Below are 15,427 nucleotides of genomic sequence, written 5' to 3' on the forward strand. Positions count from 1 at the left end.
ACCCACTGCGAACCCTGACCCGGATACACAAACACCACCCGGCCCCGACGCCCCGCAACCCCCTCCACCACACCCGCATGCGGCACACCCCCAGCAACCGCCCGCAACCCATCCACCAACCCAGCCACCGAGTCGGCAGTGACACACGCCCGCTGCTCAAAATGCGTCCGATGACGAGCCGCCGTCACCGCCACACCCGCCAACGGCACATCCGCATGCCCCTCCAGCCACAACGCCCAACGGCCGGCCTGCTCCCGCAACGCCCCCTCATCCCGACCCGACACCACCACCGGCACCACGGCGGGCGCATCAAGGGCGGAGGAGTCTTCGGGCTCCCAGCGCGGCGGCTCCTCCAGCACGACGTGCGCATTGGTGCCGCCGAGGCCGAAGGACGACACACCCGCCCGGCGCGGACCCTGCTCCGCTTCCCACTGCTTGGACTGGGTGTTGACGTAGAAGAGGCCCGGGTCGAGTCCCATCTCGGGGTTGGGGCTCTCGAAGTTGAGACTCGGCACCATTTCGCCGTGGTGCAGGCACAGCGCCGCCTTGATGAGGCCGGCGACTCCCGCGGTGGCGTCGGTGTGGCCGATATTGGTCTTCACCGATCCGATCGCGCAGGGCTCGGACCGGTCCGCGGTGGCGAACACCTGCTGGAGCGCCTGGATCTCGATGGGGTCGCCCAGCGCGGTGCCGGTGCCGTGCGCCTCCACGTATCCGATGGTGTCGGCGCTCACGCGCGCTTCCTGGTGCGCGGCGGCGACGACGCGGGCCTGGCCCTCCACGCTGGGTGCGGTGAACCCGACCTTGCTCGATCCGTCGTTATTGATGGCGCTGCCGCGGATCACGGCGTAGATGCGGTCGCCCGCCGCGAGCGCGTCGGACAGCCGGCGCAGCGCCACGACGGCGACGCCGTTGGCCAGGACCGTGCCCGCGCCCTTCTCGTCGAAGGCACGGCACTTGCCGTCCGGGGAGAAGACCAGTCCCGCCTGGTGGAAGTAGCCCAGATCCAGCGGGACGGTAAGCGAGGAGCCGCCGGCCAGGGCGATGTCGCACTCGCCGCGCAGCAGGCTCTCGCGAGCCAGGTGGGTGGCGACCAGGCTGGTCGAGCAGGCCGTCTGGACCGTCAGGGCCGGGCCACGGAGGTTGAGTTTGTGGGCCACGCGGGTGGCGAGGAAGTCGTTCTTGGTGCCGACCATGGTGCGGTAGAAGTCGGACATCTCGACAGCTTCTTCGCTGCTGCGGTAGCCGGACTGGCCCGAGCCGGCGAAGACTCCGATGCTGCCGGTGAAGGTGGAGGGCAGGACGCCGGAGTGCTCCAGCGCCTGCCAGGAACATTCGAGGAAGAGCCGGTGCTGCGGGTCCATGATCTCGGCCTCGGCCGGCGAGCAGTCGAAGAAGCCGGCGTCGAACAGGTCGGCACCCGCCACCACGCCCTTGGCCGGTACGTAGTCCGGGTCGTCCAGGATCCGGTCGCCGATGCCCGCGGCGCGCTGCTCGTCCTCGGAGAAGTGGGTGATCGACTCGATGCCGTTGCGGAGGTTGTCCCAGTACGAGTCGATGTCGGGGGCGCCGGGGAGCCGGCAGGCCATGCCGACGATCGCCACCATGTCCTCGTCGGGGTGACGCCTGCGGGCCGTGGTCGCCTCGGTGAGCGGGGCGGGTGCCTCGTTGCGCAGGTGGGCGGCGAGCTGGCGCACGGTCGGGTGGCGGAAGAGGGCGGAGAGCGGGAACTCCCTGCCGAGGCCGGCGCAGATGAGCTTGTGCGCGTCGACGGCCGTCATCGAGTTGGCACCGAGGCCGAAGATGCCACGGTCCGGGTCGATGTCGCTGCGGCCGAGCACGTCGGCCCAGGCGCGGATGACGATCGACTCGACGTCATCGGCGCCGTTGCCACCGGTGGGCCGCGGCCGTGCCTGGACAGGTGCGGGCAGCCTCAGCAGGGCGCCGCGGTCGACCTTCTTGTTCGGGGTGTGCGGCAGCTCCTCCATGCGGAACAGCTGCTGCGGGACCATGGCGGTCGGCAGGTGCTCGGCGACGTACTGCTGCAGGTCCTCCTCCAGCGCCGGGTATCGCGCGGCGGGCACCCAGTACAGGCACAGCCGGGGATCCGACGGCGTGTCCTCGCGGATCACGGCCGCGCATTCGGCCACGGCCGGGTGCTCGCCGGCCACGGCCTCGATCTCGCCCAGCTCGATCCGGTGGCCGCGGAGCTTGACCTGGGCGTCGGCCCGCCCGCAGAACTCCAGGCTGCCGTCCGGTCGATGGCGCACCACGTCGCCGGTGCGGTACATCCGCGCGCCGGGCGTGCCGGCGAACGGGTCGGCGACGAAGCGTTCGGCGGTCAGCTCGGGGCGGTGCAGATATCCACGCGCCACCCCGAGGCCGCCGATGTGCAGTTCGCCGCGGGTGCCGCGTGGTACCCGCCGGCCCTGTGCGTCGAGGATGTACAGCACGTTGTTCAGCAGCGGCTCACCGAGGGCCACTTCGCCCGGCGCCGCGTTCCAGGCGGCCGACCACACGGTGGTCTCGGTGGGCCCGTACATGTTCATCAGCCCGTCGGGGCACAGCTTCAGCAGTTTGCGGGCCAGGCCGCGATCGAGGGCTTCGCCGCCGACCAGCATCCGGTCCAGGCCTTGTACGAGCGCCCGTCCGTCGCTGTCCGCGAGCAGCATCCGCGCCAGCGACGGGGTGCACTGCAGATGCGTGGGCGCGTACGGCAGGTAGTCGGCCCACCGGGCGGGGCCGCCTTCGGCGATCACCACGCGGTAGCCGCGGGTGAGGGTCCACAGCAGTTCCAGGGTGGAGATGTCGAAGGACAGGCTGGTCACGGCGAGCCAGGTGTCGCCGACACCGCCGCCGACCCGCTCGTCCATGGCCGCACAGAAGTTGGCGAACTGCGCGTGCTCGAGCTGTACGCCCTTCGGCTTGCCGGTCGAGCCGGACGTGTAGATCACATAGGCCAGGTCGGACAGGGCCGCGGTGGCGGCCGGGCCGTCCCCCGGCGCGTCGTGCGCCGTCTGCGGGAGGGCGTCAGCGAGCAGGATCCGGATTCGGTCGTCGGCGATGTCCGCCGATCCCGCCCGGGTCGAGACGATCATGTCGAGGCCGCTGTCCTCGATCATGTGGTCCAGCCGGGCCTTGGGGTAGGACGGGTCCATGGGCACGTAGGCGCCGCCGGCCAGCCAGGTGGCCAGCACGGCCACCACCAGCTCGGTGGAGCGCGGCAGATGGATGCCGACCAGGGAGTCGGCGCCGAGGCCGGCGGACCGCAGGTGTGCGGCCATGTCCCAGGCCCGGCGGGTGAGCTCCTGGTAGGTGAGCTGCCCCTCGCCGTCGACCAGGGCCGTGGCGTCCGGGGTCCGGTGGGCCTGCTGGAGGATCCGGTCGATCGCGGTGTCGGAGGTGACCTCGGGCGCACTGTGGCCGCCCTGTTCGGTGAGCCAGGAGAGCTCCGCGTCGTCGAGGACGTCCAGTTCGCTGAGGGGGCGCCTGCCGTCCCGTACGACGGAGTCGAGCAGGGTACGGAAGCCGGTCACCAGCCGCTCTGCGGAGGCCTGGTCCAGGATGTCCGGCCGGAACTCCAGTTCGCCCTGGAGGCCTTCGCCGTCCGGGGCGATCGTCAGCCCGATGTCGGACTTTGCGAGGCCGCGCGGCCCGCCTCCCACGGCCGCTCCGGGAAGATAGGTCCAGGCCTCCGTTCCTTTCCCGAGTGCGGGCATGGCGGTGGCGCGGTAGTTGAACACGGCGCTGAACAGCGGGTTGTCCCCGCCGGCCCGTTCGCCGCCCACGGCCTTCACGATCTCGGTCAGGGGAACGTCCTGGTGTTCGAGCAGGCCCATCACACGGGGTGCGGTCGTGGTGAGCAGCTCGTGGAAGGCCGGGTCGCCGCGCAGGTCGCAGCGGAGCGGCAGGGTGCTGACGAGGAATCCGTGCAGGCCTTCCACGCCGGGCAGCTGACGGTTGGCCCAGACGGTGCCGAGTCCGAAGTCGTAGGACCCGGTGGTGCGGGCCAGGAGGACCGCGAAGGCGCTGACGTAGACGGTGTAGGGGGTGACGCCGGTGCGGGCGGCCAGTTCTTCCAGGTCTCCCCGCAGCTGGGCGGGGAGGGTGAAGCCGACAGTGCACCCGGTGTTCTCCGTGCCGCTGTCGGCGGCCCGGCCGTCGTCGGCGTCGGAGCGCGTCGGCAGGTCCAGGCGGCCCATGCCTTCGAGCTGCGAGGTGTAGAAGTCCAGGGAGGGCGCGAAGTGGCCCTCCTGGAGGGCGCGCTGTTCCCAGGTCGCGTAGTCGCCCAGTTGGCCGGCCGCGTCGGTGGCCTGCAGGTCACGGCCGGCGAGCAGCGCGCCGTAGGTGTCGAAGAGTTCGCGGGTGAACAGGGACAGCGACCAGCCGTCGGTGACGGCATGGTGCAGGAAGAGGCCGATCAGTGATCCGCCGTCGTGGGTGTCGGCCAGGACACAGCGCAGTAGACCGGGCCCGCTCAGGTCGAAGGGGACACGCTCCTCGTGCCGGACGCGTGCGTCGAGCTCCGCCTCGCCGAGACCGGACAGGTCCTCGTGGACGAACGGCAGCGGGTAGCTGTCCCGTACCACCTGGACGAGCTGTCCGTCGCGCTCCTCCAGGCCGGTGCGCAGTGCTTCGTGACGGTCCATCACCCTGCGCAGGGCCCGGGACAGGACGTCCGGGTCGATCCGTAGCTCGGCGCGCAGGACCAGCGGGGTGTTGTACTCCGCGCTGCCCGGCTGCATCTTCTCCAGGAACCACAGCCGGCGCTGCCCCTGTGTCGCCGGGTGGACCTCGCGCTGCCCCGACCGCTCGAGCGGCGGGGCGGCCGGCGCCTGGGGCATGTCCCCGAGGACGTGTTGCAGCAGGTAGGCGGCCACGTCACCGGGGGTGGGGTGGGCGAAGGCGAGGTTGGTGGGCAGGGCGGTGCCGGTCAGCTCGGACAGCCGGTTGCGCAGTTGCAACGCCATGATGGAGTCCAGGCCCAGTTCCTGGAGCCGCTTGTCGGCCGGCACGGGCGCGGTGGCGCCGAGAACGGCGGCGGCTTCCTCCGACACGACGGCGGTCAGGGCGTCGTGGCGCCCAGCCTCCTCGAGGCCGCCCAGGCGGGTGCGCAGCGCGTCGGGGCCGGCCGCGGCGGACACCGGCTGCCGCTGCTTGCGCAGCAGGGCCTCGCGCGCGTCGGCGTCCAGGGCGCGGAAGGAGGCGAAGTCACTCCAGTAGGAGGTGCGCTGGAAGGCGTAGGTGGGCAGGGGGACGACGGCGCCGCGGGGCGCGGGGCCGAGGATGCGCGGCCAGTCGGCCGCGTACCCCTGGGCATGCAGGGCGCCCAGGGAAGAGAGCATCTGGGCGGTGGAGTCCGCGTCGCGGCGCACGCTGCCCACGACCGCGCCGTGCGACCGGGCGGTGGCGCCGGTCAGCGGCATCCCCAGCACCGGATGCGGGCCGACCTCGACGAACACGTCGTATCCGTCGGCGACCAGCTGATCGAGTGCCCGGTCCATGCGGACGGTCTGACGGGCGTTGCGGCACCAGTACTCGGCGTCGAGGGCGCTGCCTTCGAGGACACCGCCGGTCACCGTCGAGTAGAAGGGGATCGTGCCCGGCGCCGTGCTCAGACCGGTCAGCTGCTCGCGCAGCCGCGGCAGCATGGGGTCGATGTGCGCGCTGTGCCCGGCGGTGTCCGACTTGATGCGCCGGCAGAACACGTCGCGGCCCGCCAGCTCGGCCAGCAGCTGCTCCACGGCCGACACGTCTCCCGAAACCACCGTGGACGCCGCGGTGTTGACGACAGCGACGGACAGTGCGTCGCCGTACGGGGCGATCAGCTCCTCCACGTCGCCCACCGGCATCTCCACCAGGGCCATCGCGCCCCGGCCGCTGCACTCGTCGAACTGGCCCTTGGAGCGCAGCGCGGTCAGCCGGGCGCCGTCCTTCAGTGTCAGGGCCCCGGCAACGACTGCGGCGGGCACCTCTCCTTGGCTGGAGCCCACCACGGCGGCGGGCTCGACACCCAGCGACCGCCACAGCGCGGCCAGGCCGATCATCACCGCGAACAGGGCGGGCTGGAGTACGTCGATCCGGTCCAGCGGCGGCAGGCCCTCGTCCTGCGGCTCGGCCAGCAGGGCCATGACCGACCATCCGGTCCAGGGCTCCAGGGCCTCGTCGCATTCCTGGACGGCAGCCCGGAACACCTCGCTCTCGGCGAGCAGGGTGCGGCCCATGCCCAGCCACTGCGATCCCTGGCCGGGAAAGACGAACACGGTCCTGCCGCGCTCTCGTGCCGTGCCGGTGACCACCAGGGGGTGCGCGCGGCCCTCGGCGAGCGCCGCCAGGGCCGCTGCGGCCTCCCGAGCGCTGCCCGCGAGGACCGAGGCGCGTGCCTGCAGGTGGGTGCGGTGCATCGCGGCGGTGCGCAGCGTGTCCTGCCACGGTATGTCGTCATGCTCCGCCAGCCAGCGGGCCCACCGATCGGCCTGTGCACGCAGCGCCTGCTGGTCGTGGCCCGACAGCAGCAGCGGGTAGGCCGTCGCGGCGACGCCCGGCTGCGGGGCGGTCGGCGCGGCGGGCTCCCGCGCCGTGTCCGCCGCGGGAGCGGGGGCCTCTTCGAGGATCACGTGCGCGTTGGTGCCGCTGATGCCGAACGAGGAGACGCCGGCTCTGCGCACCCGTTCGCCGCGGTGCCACGGCCGGGACTCCTGGAGAAGCCGGATGTTGCAGGCGGTCCAGTCGATGTGCGGGCTGGGCTCGTCCGCGTGCAGGGTCTTGGGCAGCCTCTCGTGCTGGAGTGCCAGGACCATCTTCATCACGCCGGCGACACCGGCGGCCGCCTGGGTGTGTCCGATGTTCGACTTCGACGAGCCCAGCCACAGCGGCCGGCCGGCGTCGCGGCCGGGGCCGAAGACTTCCGCCAGGGCACCCGCCTCAATGGGGTCGCCGAGCGGAGTGCCGGTGCCGTGCGCGTCGATGGCGTCGATGTCGGCCGGCGTGAGCCGGCAGGCCGCCAGCGCGTCGCGGATGACGCGCTGCTGCGCGGGCCCGTTGGGGGCGGTCAGCCCCTGGCTGCGGCCGTCCTGGTTGACCGCGGAGCCACGGACGACCGCCAGGACACGGTCGCCGTCGCGCTGCGCTGCCGCCAGGGGCTTGAGGACGAGGATGCCCACGCCCTCGGACCAGATCGCCCCGTCGGCGCCTGCCGAGAAGCTCTTGCACCGCCCGTCGGGGGCCATCGCCCCGAGCCTGGAGGACTCGACGAACATGGCGGGTGAGGCCATCACGGTGACCCCGCCGGCCAGCGCCAGGTCGCACTCACCGGCACGCAGCGCGGCCACCGCGGAGTGGATGGCCACCAGCGAGGAGGAGCAGGCGGTGTCCAGGGTCACCGCCGGGCCCTGGAGTCCCAGGACGTAGGAGAGCCGGCCGGACACCACGCTGCTCTGGATGCCGGTGCCCTGGTAGCCGTCGAAGCTCTCCAGCGGGGCGTTGCCCGTGTCGTAGTCGGAGCGCATGGCCCCCAGGTAGACGCCGGTCCGGCTGCCGCTGAGGGTGTCGGGCCGGATCCCGGCGCGTTCCAGCGCCTCCCACGACGTCTCCAGTACGAGGCGCTGCTGCGGCTCCATGGAGATCGCCTCGCGGGGCGAGATGCCGAAGAAGTCGGCGTCGAACTCGTCGAGGCGGTCGAGGAAGCCGCCCTCGCGGGCGTAGCTCTTGCCGATGGCCGCCGGGTCGGGGTCGTACAGGTCGAGTCCGTCCCAGCGGGACGGCAGCGGGCCGATGGCATCGCCCGCGGTGTCCAGCAGCCGCCAGTACTCCTCGGGTGTGCTCACCGCGCCGGGCAGCCGGCAGGCCATGGCGACGATCGCCACCGGCTCGTACTTCTGCATCTCCAGCTCGGCGTTGCGCTGCTGGAGTTGGAGGACGGCGGCCATGGCTCGCCGAAGCCGGTCCTCGTTCGCCTGGGAGTTCATCTCCGCCATCCGTCTCGTCCTGTAGTGACACTGAGCAAAAGGGGTGCGCGCCGTCGGTCAGAGTTCGACCGTGACGTCCATGTACGGCGGGAAGTTGGGGATCCGTGCCCCGTCGTGCTCCAGCACGGACACGTCACCGTTCCTGGCGATCTCGCGGAAGCCGGAGAACTTGTAGGTGACGAACATGGTCCGGTTGCGGCTGGTGGGCACGAACTCGGCCTGCAGCTTCACGCCCGCCTCGTGGGCGCTGCGGATGAGGTGGCCCAGCAGGACCGAACCGACGCCCCGCGACATCACCCGGCAGGACATCAGCAGCAGCTTCACCGTCCAGACGGCGTCGCCGCGTTCGACGAGGGCGAGGCCGATCTTCCCGTAGCTGCCGTACGTGTCCTGGAGTCCCGCGACCAGCAGGTCATGCCCGGGCGAGCGGCGGAAGGCGTCCAGCTCCTCGTAGGAGTAGGTGTATCCGGTGGCGTTGAGCTGGTTGGTGCGCACGGTCAGTTCCTCGGCCCGCTGGAGGTCGCGCTCCTTTGCGGCGGAAATGGTGAAACGCATGTCCAGCGAGGCGAGGAAGTCCTCGTCGGTGCCCTGGTGGGTCTCCTCGGCCTGCTTGCGCTGCGCGTCGGCGCGGTAGAGGTGGCGGCGCTCCCGGGAGTCGGCGGTGACGAACCGGGGCTGCATCTGGGGCAGTTGCGGGATGCGCTCGGCGTCGAGGGCGTCGATGCACAGCACCTGCGCGTGCGTGTGGGCGACCTCGTCACGCTCGAAGGGCTGGTCGTCGACGAAGGCCAGGGTGTCGATGCCGATGTTGATCGCCTCGGCCACGGCCTTCACCGAGTCGGACTTGTTGCCCCAGTTGATCTGCGGGTACAGGAAATACTCGGCGAGGCCGAACTCCTGGAGCTTGGCCAGGGCGGCGTCGTGGTCGTTGCGGCTGGCGACAGAGTGCAGGATGCCGCGCTCGTCCAGCGTACGGATCACCTCGGCGACGCCCGGCCGCAGCTTGACGTCCCCGTCCTCCAGCAGCACCCCGTCCCACACGGTGTTGTCGAGGTCCCAGACCACGCATTTCACGGTTGTCGTCATCGCTGGCTCACTCACTTCCCGGACTTCGTACGGGCCGGACCGCGGCGGCCGAGGAAGCGTTCCTGGAACGCGTACTCGGCAAGGCCCACTTGATGGATCTGTGAACTGCCCTCGATGATTTCCATGACCCTGGAGTCGCCGAGGTAGCGCTGTACGGGATAGCCGGACCCGCATCCGTTGGCGCCGTGGATCTGCACGGCGTCGGCCGCCGCGCGGGTGGCGGCCGTCGAGGCGAAGTACTTGGCAGTGGATGTCGCGGCCAGGGCGCCCGGGTCACGCGCGTCGCGCAGCCTGCCCGCCTCCAGGCACAGCAGCCGGGCCGCCTTGGCGTCCGTGTACATATTGCTGATCAGGCGCCTGACCAGCTGGTGCTCCTTGATGGGCGACCCGAACTGCTCGCGGTCGCCCGCGTAGTCGACGCTCGCTTCCAGGCAGGCGTCGAGGATGCCGACGCAGCCCCAGCCGACCGTGTAGCGGCCCAGGTCGAGGGCGGCGCCCACGACGTGCGAGATGCCGAGGCCGGGGCGGGCCAGCACATTGTCCGCCGGCACCGGGCAACCGTCGAAGTACACATCGGCCGTCATCGAGGCCCTGATGCCGATCAGGTCCTCGATGAGTTCGGTGCGCAGCGCGGGGGTGTCCCGCTCGACGAGCACCGCGGTCGGCCCCTCCTCGGAGCGGCCGAGGACCAGGAACAGGTCGGCAGTCTCCCCGTAGGTCGTCCACTTCTTGTGGCCCTCGAGCCGCCAGCCGGCGCCGTCGCGCAGGAGTGAGGTGCTCACGCTCGCCGCGTCGCTGCCGGCGCCGGGCTCGGAGACGGCGAGCGCGCCGATGCGCTCACCGCGTGCCAGGCGGGGCAGCCAGGTCTCCTTCTGGGAGCGGCTGCCCCAGCGAGCGATCGCGTGCGCCACCATCGTGTGGACGGTGAGCAGGCTGCGCAGCGAGGAGCAGGTCCGCCCGAGTTCACCGGCGAGCAGCCCGAGGGTGACCGCGTCGCAGCCGCCGCCGCCGTACTCCTGGGGTACCGGCAGGCCGAGCAGGCCTTCGTCGGCGAGCAGTCGGACGGTCTGCGGCGGGGTGCGCTGGGCGCGGTGGTTGGCGTCGGCGTGCGGTGCGACGTGGCGGTCGGCGAAGGCCCGGAATTCCTTCTGGGCCTGGGCCTGTTCCGCGCTGAGCGTGGTGGTCATCGTCGTCGGTCCGTCCCCTGCTACTGGGGCACCGGTGCGGACAGCTTGCCGTTGACGAACGCGTCGAGGGCACTGATCGAGCGGAAGTATTCGAGCTCCAGGTCCTCGTTCTCGACCGTGATGCCGAATTCGTGCTCGACGAAGGAGACCAGCTGCATCGCGAACATCGAACTCACGAAGCCGAGTTCGAAGATGTCGTCGTCGTCCTTCAAATCGTGCACCGGAAAGAAGCGGGACAGATACTCCGCTATTCGTGCCCTGTTGTCCGTGCTCATTCTTTTCCCGTCCTGTCGTCTTTCGGTCCGGAGGTCCGGTGGTGGCCTCTGTCGGTCAGCGGTACCGGTGGAATCCCTCGCCGCTCTTCCGCCCGAGGAGCCCGGCGGCGACCATCTTCTTGAGCAGCGGGGCCGGCCGGTACTTGTCGTCGTTGAAGCTCTCGTAGAGCACCTCGACGGATTTGAGAATGGTGTCGAGACCGATGAGGTCGGCCGTCTCCAGCGGACCCATCCTGTGGTCGAAGCAGCCCTTGAAGATCTTGTCGACGGAGGCCGCGTCGGTCACGCCGTCCTGGACCAGGAAGACGGCCTCGTTGATGGTGAGCATGAGGACGCGGTTGGAGACGAAGCCCGGGACGTCCTCGACGACGATGCATTCCTTGCCCATGCCGGCGAGGAAGCGGCGGGCGGTGTCGATCGTCTCCGGCGTCGTGTGGTAGCCGCGGATCACCTCCACCAGCGGCTTCATGGGCACGGGGTTCATGAAGTGCATACCGACGACGCGTTCGGCGCGTGTGGTGGCGGAACCGACACGCGTGATGGAGATCGCCGACGTGTTGACGGCGAAGACCACCTCGGGACGGCAGATGCGGTCGATCTTCTCGTAGACCTGCTGCTTGATGCCCCAGTCCTCGGTGACGTTCTCGACGACGAAATCTGCCTTGGCGAGCAGTTCGTAGTCGGTGGTGAATTCGATTCTCCTCGTCACCGCCGCCATGTCGATGCCGGAGTTCTTGTTGAAAAGGGCGTAGGTGCGCAGACTGTTGCGCAGTTCCCGGCGTGCGTTGTCGAGAACCTCGTCGGATATGTCGACCACCACGACCTGATGACCGGTCTGCGCGAGATTCTGTGCGACACCGACGCCCATGACTCCGGCGCCTACGACTCCTACGGTCGCGAATTCCATGACTCGTCCGACTCCGTCACTAGGCGCCGCGTACGGCGTAGATGTTGTGGATGTCCGTGCCGACGTACAGCTCGTCCTGCTCGGCCGTGGCGGTGAAGCCGCGGTCCTGGAGCAGCTGGACGAGCCGGGCGACCTCGCCGTCCGCGTCGTGCGCCTCCAGCACCATCTGCTGGATCTTCGGCCAGTCCTCGTCGGCGATGCCGTCGATGACCTGGCGCTCGCTCTTCTGCACGTCGATCTTGATGAGGTCGATGCGTTCGATGTTCTGCTCGCGGATCACATCGCTCAGCGGGCGCAGCCTGGCGGTGAACTCGATGGCCTCGAAGCGGACATCGATGAGCTCGTCGGCGTACGTGGCGAGCTGGTCGCCGCCCTCGGTGGCGCCGGCCCGCTGCTGGTTGGCGATGATCGTGCGCAGGTTGTGCTTCTCCTCGTCCGCGTCGGGGTGGAAGGAGGACATCCCGGAACTGCGCGGATAGAAGGTGAAGTTGGCATCGGTCTCGATGTCGGAGATGCCGATGTTGAACAGCCGGGCGTCGACACCGTGCTCGGCGACGTTCTGGCTGAGGATCTTGAACAGCGGCGGGGCGGGCTCGAAGGTGAAGACCCGCACGTCCTTGGCCTCGTAGTGCGAGAAGAGCGTGAAGAGGCCGATGTTGCCGCCGACGTCGACCACGGTGGCGCCGTCGGGAATGGATATCCCGTTCTTGGCGTAGGTGCGGTGGTCGAAGATGTCCTCGTAGAAGTGGCGCGTCTCCGCCTCGTTCTGGTGGGAGATCTCCAGGCCGTTGGGCAGTGTGTGGCGGGCGAGGGAACTGCCCGTGTGCGACGAGCCGGCGCCCTGGTCGGCGAGGGCGGCCAGGTCACCGTCCGTGCGCAGGGTGTCGATGGCCGCGGCCATCGTGGCGAGGGTGGCGAACTCGTACACCTGACGCAGCGACAGGTCGACGTCGAAGGTGCGGCCGATCCGCAGAATCAGCCGGGTGGCGAGCAGCGAGTTCCCGCCCAGCTCGAAGAAGCTGATGTCCAGGGGAAGTTGGTCCGTCTTCAGGAGCCTGGCCCACAGTGCGTGCAGCTCCTGCTCCGTCGTACTGAGGGCGCGCGCGGCGTCCGCCGGTGCGGCGTGCTCGTCGGCGGCCGTCACCTCCATGGACTCGACGGGGAAGCCGTCCCAGTCGGCGTCGGCGCCCCCGAGCCACAGCCGGCCGAGCGCCTTGAGGGCGACGGCCGTGTCGGACTGCCGCTCGAGCGGGTGGCGCATCGAGGCGACGACGGTGCCCGCCTCGCTGCCGCGTACGACGGTCGCGAGGCTGCTCAGCGTCTGGCCGGGCCCGGTCTCCAGCAGCAGGTTCCCGGCGGGAAGGCTGCCCAGGCCGTCGGCGAAGCGGACGGGGCTGACGAGGTGCTGTGCCCAGTAGCCCGGGTCGGTGGCCTGTTCGTCGGTGATGGGCAGGCCGGTGACGTTGGAGATGTACGGGATGTGGGGAGTGTTCAGCGTCAGGGTCGCGGCCAGCTCGGTGAGCGGGCCGGCGATCGGCTCCATCATCGAGGAGTGGAACGCGTGGGTGGAGCGGACACGTCGGCTGACAGCGCCCTGTTCGGCGAGGCGGCGCTCCAGCTCCGACACGTCGGCGACGGGTCCGGCGGCCACACAGAACTCGGGGCCGTTGACCGCGGACAGCGACACCTGCTCGCCCAGCAGCGGCCGAACCTGCTCCTCCGGCAGCATGACGGCGAGCATGGCGCCCTGGGGCAGCGTGTCGATGAGGGCCGCGCGGCGGGCGACGAGGGTGAGCGCGTCAGGCAGCGACAGCACGCCGGCCAGGGTCGCGGCGACGTACTCGCCCAGGCTGTAGCCGATCATGACGGAGGGCCGGATGCCCCATGACTCCCACAGCTTCGCCAGCGCGTACTCGATGACGAAGAGCGCCGGCTGGGCCAGGCGTGTGGAGTTCAGCCTGCGTTCGTCGGCGCTCTCCGGCTCTGTGTCACGGCCGAGCATGCGGCGCAGGTCCACGGCAGGGGCCGCTGCACCGCCCGGCCGGTCCGACGGGCCGGGGAAGAGGACCTCGCCTATGTCGAGGCCCAGTTCGGGGGTGAGGGCCTCGGCGCAGCTGTCCAGCGCGGCCCGGAAGACGGGGAAGTCGCGGTACAGTTCGCGGCCCATGTCGAGGTAGTGGTCGCCGAGGCCGGGGAACATGAGGGCGACGGGCGCGGCCTGTACCGCGACCTCCTTGGCGCCCAGCTCACTCACTCCGCCGTCGCCCGCCAGTACGGCGCCCCGGTGACCTCCGCCGGGGACACCCGCGATGCGGATGCGTACGGGTACGTCCTCGCGGACGGGGCCGTTCTCGAACCGCGCCTTCAGCCCGGCAAGCCCGGCGTCCAGGGTCGCTCCCCCGTCCCCGCTGATCAGTGCGAGGTGCCACGGGAGCGGTCCGGACGGCGGTCCTGCCGCTTCATACGTGTCCTCGGCGGTGATCGTGTAGGGGCTCATGCCTCTCCTTGGGGTGTCGGCCGGCCGGAGAGGTGCGAGCGCCCACTGCGTTGCCCCGTTCCGCTCCGAGGTTGTCCGTCGTCACAAAGACTGGCTCCGGCGGCTAGAGCGGGAGCTGAGCAGCAGTGGACGCTCCACCGGTCTCACAGCATGCGGACGGCGCTCTCCGCGTGCCGTTTGGCCAGGTCGAGCGTCACGGTGGAGTTGCGGCCCAGCGCCTCGCGTACGTAGCGGCGTGCCCGCGCCAGATCCGCTTCCGGCCCCAGTACGCCTGCGACGGCCTCTTCCCGCAGGACCACGCTGTGCTGCGAGACGACGCTCACCCCGCGCTCGTCGGGCAGCACGGACCACTCGCCGGTGTGCGCGGCCATCAGGGCCGGGGGGGTGGTCTGCTTGTAGACGATGCGGCCCGCGTGCGGGAAGCACACCCGGACCGACTCGGTGGTGTGCACCGAGCCGTCGGCGGTGCGCGTGTCCATGGCCATCACCTGGACGCCCGGTACGTCCTCGGTGAGGTCGAGCCGTGTCACGTGCGGGATGAGCTCCGGCCAGTCGGAGGCCCGGTAGAGAAAGTCGTAGACCAGCTCGGCCGGCCCGTTGACCCGTACCGAGTCCTCGAACGACAGGACCAGTTCGTCCAGTTGCGGCCAGCTCTCCGCCAGCCGCTTGATGTTCGCCAGCTGGGAGCGGGTGTTGGTGTCGGTGGCCAGCTCGGCCCAGGCCACGTCCTCGGCGCGGTTGCCCACGACCGTGAAGTCGTGCAGCAGCGTCAGCACGCTGGCGCCCGTGCCCCGCTCCTGGACGATCCAGGTGCCGTTCATGGATTCCATCGGGGCCTGCGCGTTCTGCTGGCGGAATTCGATCAGCCGGTCCTGCGGGTCCTGCACCCGGTGCGAGAGCCACGAGCGGACCTCGCCGTTGGCCGTCGCCCACATGCGCAGCCGCTCGTTGGTGCCGTCGAACTCCAGCCGCTCGACGTGCACGTTCGGCGGGAAGAACAGCGGCCAGCGCACCGCGTCGGCGATCAGTCCGTAGACGACCCCCGCCGGTGCGGCCAACTCGACCGAGTGCGACATCCGATGCACGCGCTCACCTGCCATGACAAACACCCCTTTCCTGGGGGAGAGATCAGAAGTTGCCCGGGTCCGGCGCAGGCGTTGAACGCGTGCGCGGTGATCGATGCGGCGGGCCGGGGACCGGATGGCCCACCGGGTGCGCGACCTCGTCGGGGGCGACGCGGTGGTTCTCGGTCACCATCAGTGCTCCTTGGAGGAGCGGGAGGAAGCGGGGAGTACGGGGCCGGGCTCCGGCATTGCCGCTTCGGCGAGCTGTTCGGCCGGGTCCAGCGGGGCGACGGCCCGTGCCAGGCTGCTCCTGGTGAGTGTGGAGCCGCGGGCGGCGGTGTAGCCGTCGGGCCGCACCAGAAGCCATCCCCCGGGCGCGAGGCCGAGCGCCGTGCGCAGCGCGTTGTCGGGGTCCCTGAGCGGGGCCGGACCGTCCGGGCCGGT

7 protein-coding genes and 1 pseudogene are annotated in these 15,427 nt (G+C 70.6%); all 8 read right to left on the reverse strand.

From position 1 onward, the window contains the following. Positions 1 to 7,967, reverse strand: a 7,967-nt coding sequence (locus ACWDZ6_RS32590) for an amino acid adenylation domain-containing protein (RefSeq protein ID WP_451505714.1), incomplete at its 3' end; no start/stop codon positions are given. Positions 7,968 to 8,024: 57 nt separating this feature from the next. Continuing rightward, complete coding sequence (locus ACWDZ6_RS32595) at positions 8,025 to 9,053, reverse strand: HAD-IIIC family phosphatase (RefSeq protein ID WP_451505710.1); 1,029 nt, start codon at positions 9,051 to 9,053, stop codon at positions 8,025 to 8,027. Between the two features lie 11 nt (positions 9,054 to 9,064). Then, positions 9,065 to 10,240, reverse strand: a complete 1,176-nt coding sequence (locus ACWDZ6_RS32600) for an acyl-CoA dehydrogenase family protein (protein WP_451505711.1) — start codon at positions 10,238 to 10,240, stop codon at positions 9,065 to 9,067. 20 nt (positions 10,241 to 10,260) lie between these two features. Next, on the reverse strand, positions 10,261 to 10,515 hold the full coding sequence (locus ACWDZ6_RS32605; protein ID WP_326654673.1) for an acyl carrier protein: 255 nt from the start codon (positions 10,513 to 10,515) through the stop codon (positions 10,261 to 10,263). A 55-nt stretch (positions 10,516 to 10,570) separates the two neighbouring features. Further along, positions 10,571 to 11,422: a 3-hydroxyacyl-CoA dehydrogenase family protein gene (locus tag ACWDZ6_RS32610; protein WP_326654672.1), complete on the reverse strand. Its 852-nt coding sequence runs from the start codon at positions 11,420 to 11,422 to the stop codon at positions 10,571 to 10,573. A 19-nt stretch (positions 11,423 to 11,441) separates the two neighbouring features. Beyond that, on the reverse strand, positions 11,442 to 13,919 hold the full coding sequence (locus ACWDZ6_RS32615) for an FkbM family methyltransferase (protein WP_451505712.1): 2,478 nt from the start codon (positions 13,917 to 13,919) through the stop codon (positions 11,442 to 11,444). 143 nt (positions 13,920 to 14,062) lie between these two features. Further along, positions 14,063 to 15,019 carry an aromatase/cyclase gene (locus ACWDZ6_RS32620; RefSeq protein ID WP_451505713.1) on the reverse strand — a complete coding sequence of 319 codons (957 nt, stop codon included), beginning with the start codon at positions 15,017 to 15,019 and terminating at the stop codon, positions 14,063 to 14,065. Between the two features lie 156 nt (positions 15,020 to 15,175). Further along, a pseudogene (locus tag ACWDZ6_RS32625) lies at positions 15,176 to 15,427 on the reverse strand (oxygenase); the annotation flags it as partial.

The sequence above is a fragment of the Streptomyces sp. NPDC002926 genome, assembly GCF_053591755.1.

Excerpts from the sequence above, each read along its gene's own strand:
- ACWDZ6_RS32595 (WP_451505710.1), bottom strand. The coding sequence starts at position 9,053 with ATGACGACAACCGTGAAATGCGTGGTCTGGGACCTCGACAACACCGTG.
- ACWDZ6_RS32600 (WP_451505711.1), bottom strand. The coding sequence starts at position 10,240 with ATGACCACCACGCTCAGCGCGGAACAGGCCCAGGCCCAGAAGGAATTC.
- ACWDZ6_RS32605 (WP_326654673.1), bottom strand. The coding sequence starts at position 10,515 with ATGAGCACGGACAACAGGGCACGAATAGCGGAGTATCTGTCCCGCTTC.
- ACWDZ6_RS32610 (WP_326654672.1), bottom strand. The coding sequence starts at position 11,422 with ATGGAATTCGCGACCGTAGGAGTCGTAGGCGCCGGAGTCATGGGCGTC.
- ACWDZ6_RS32615 (WP_451505712.1), bottom strand. The coding sequence starts at position 13,919 with ATGAGCCCCTACACGATCACCGCCGAGGACACGTATGAAGCGGCAGGA.
- ACWDZ6_RS32620 (WP_451505713.1), bottom strand. The coding sequence starts at position 15,019 with ATGGCAGGTGAGCGCGTGCATCGGATGTCGCACTCGGTCGAGTTGGCC.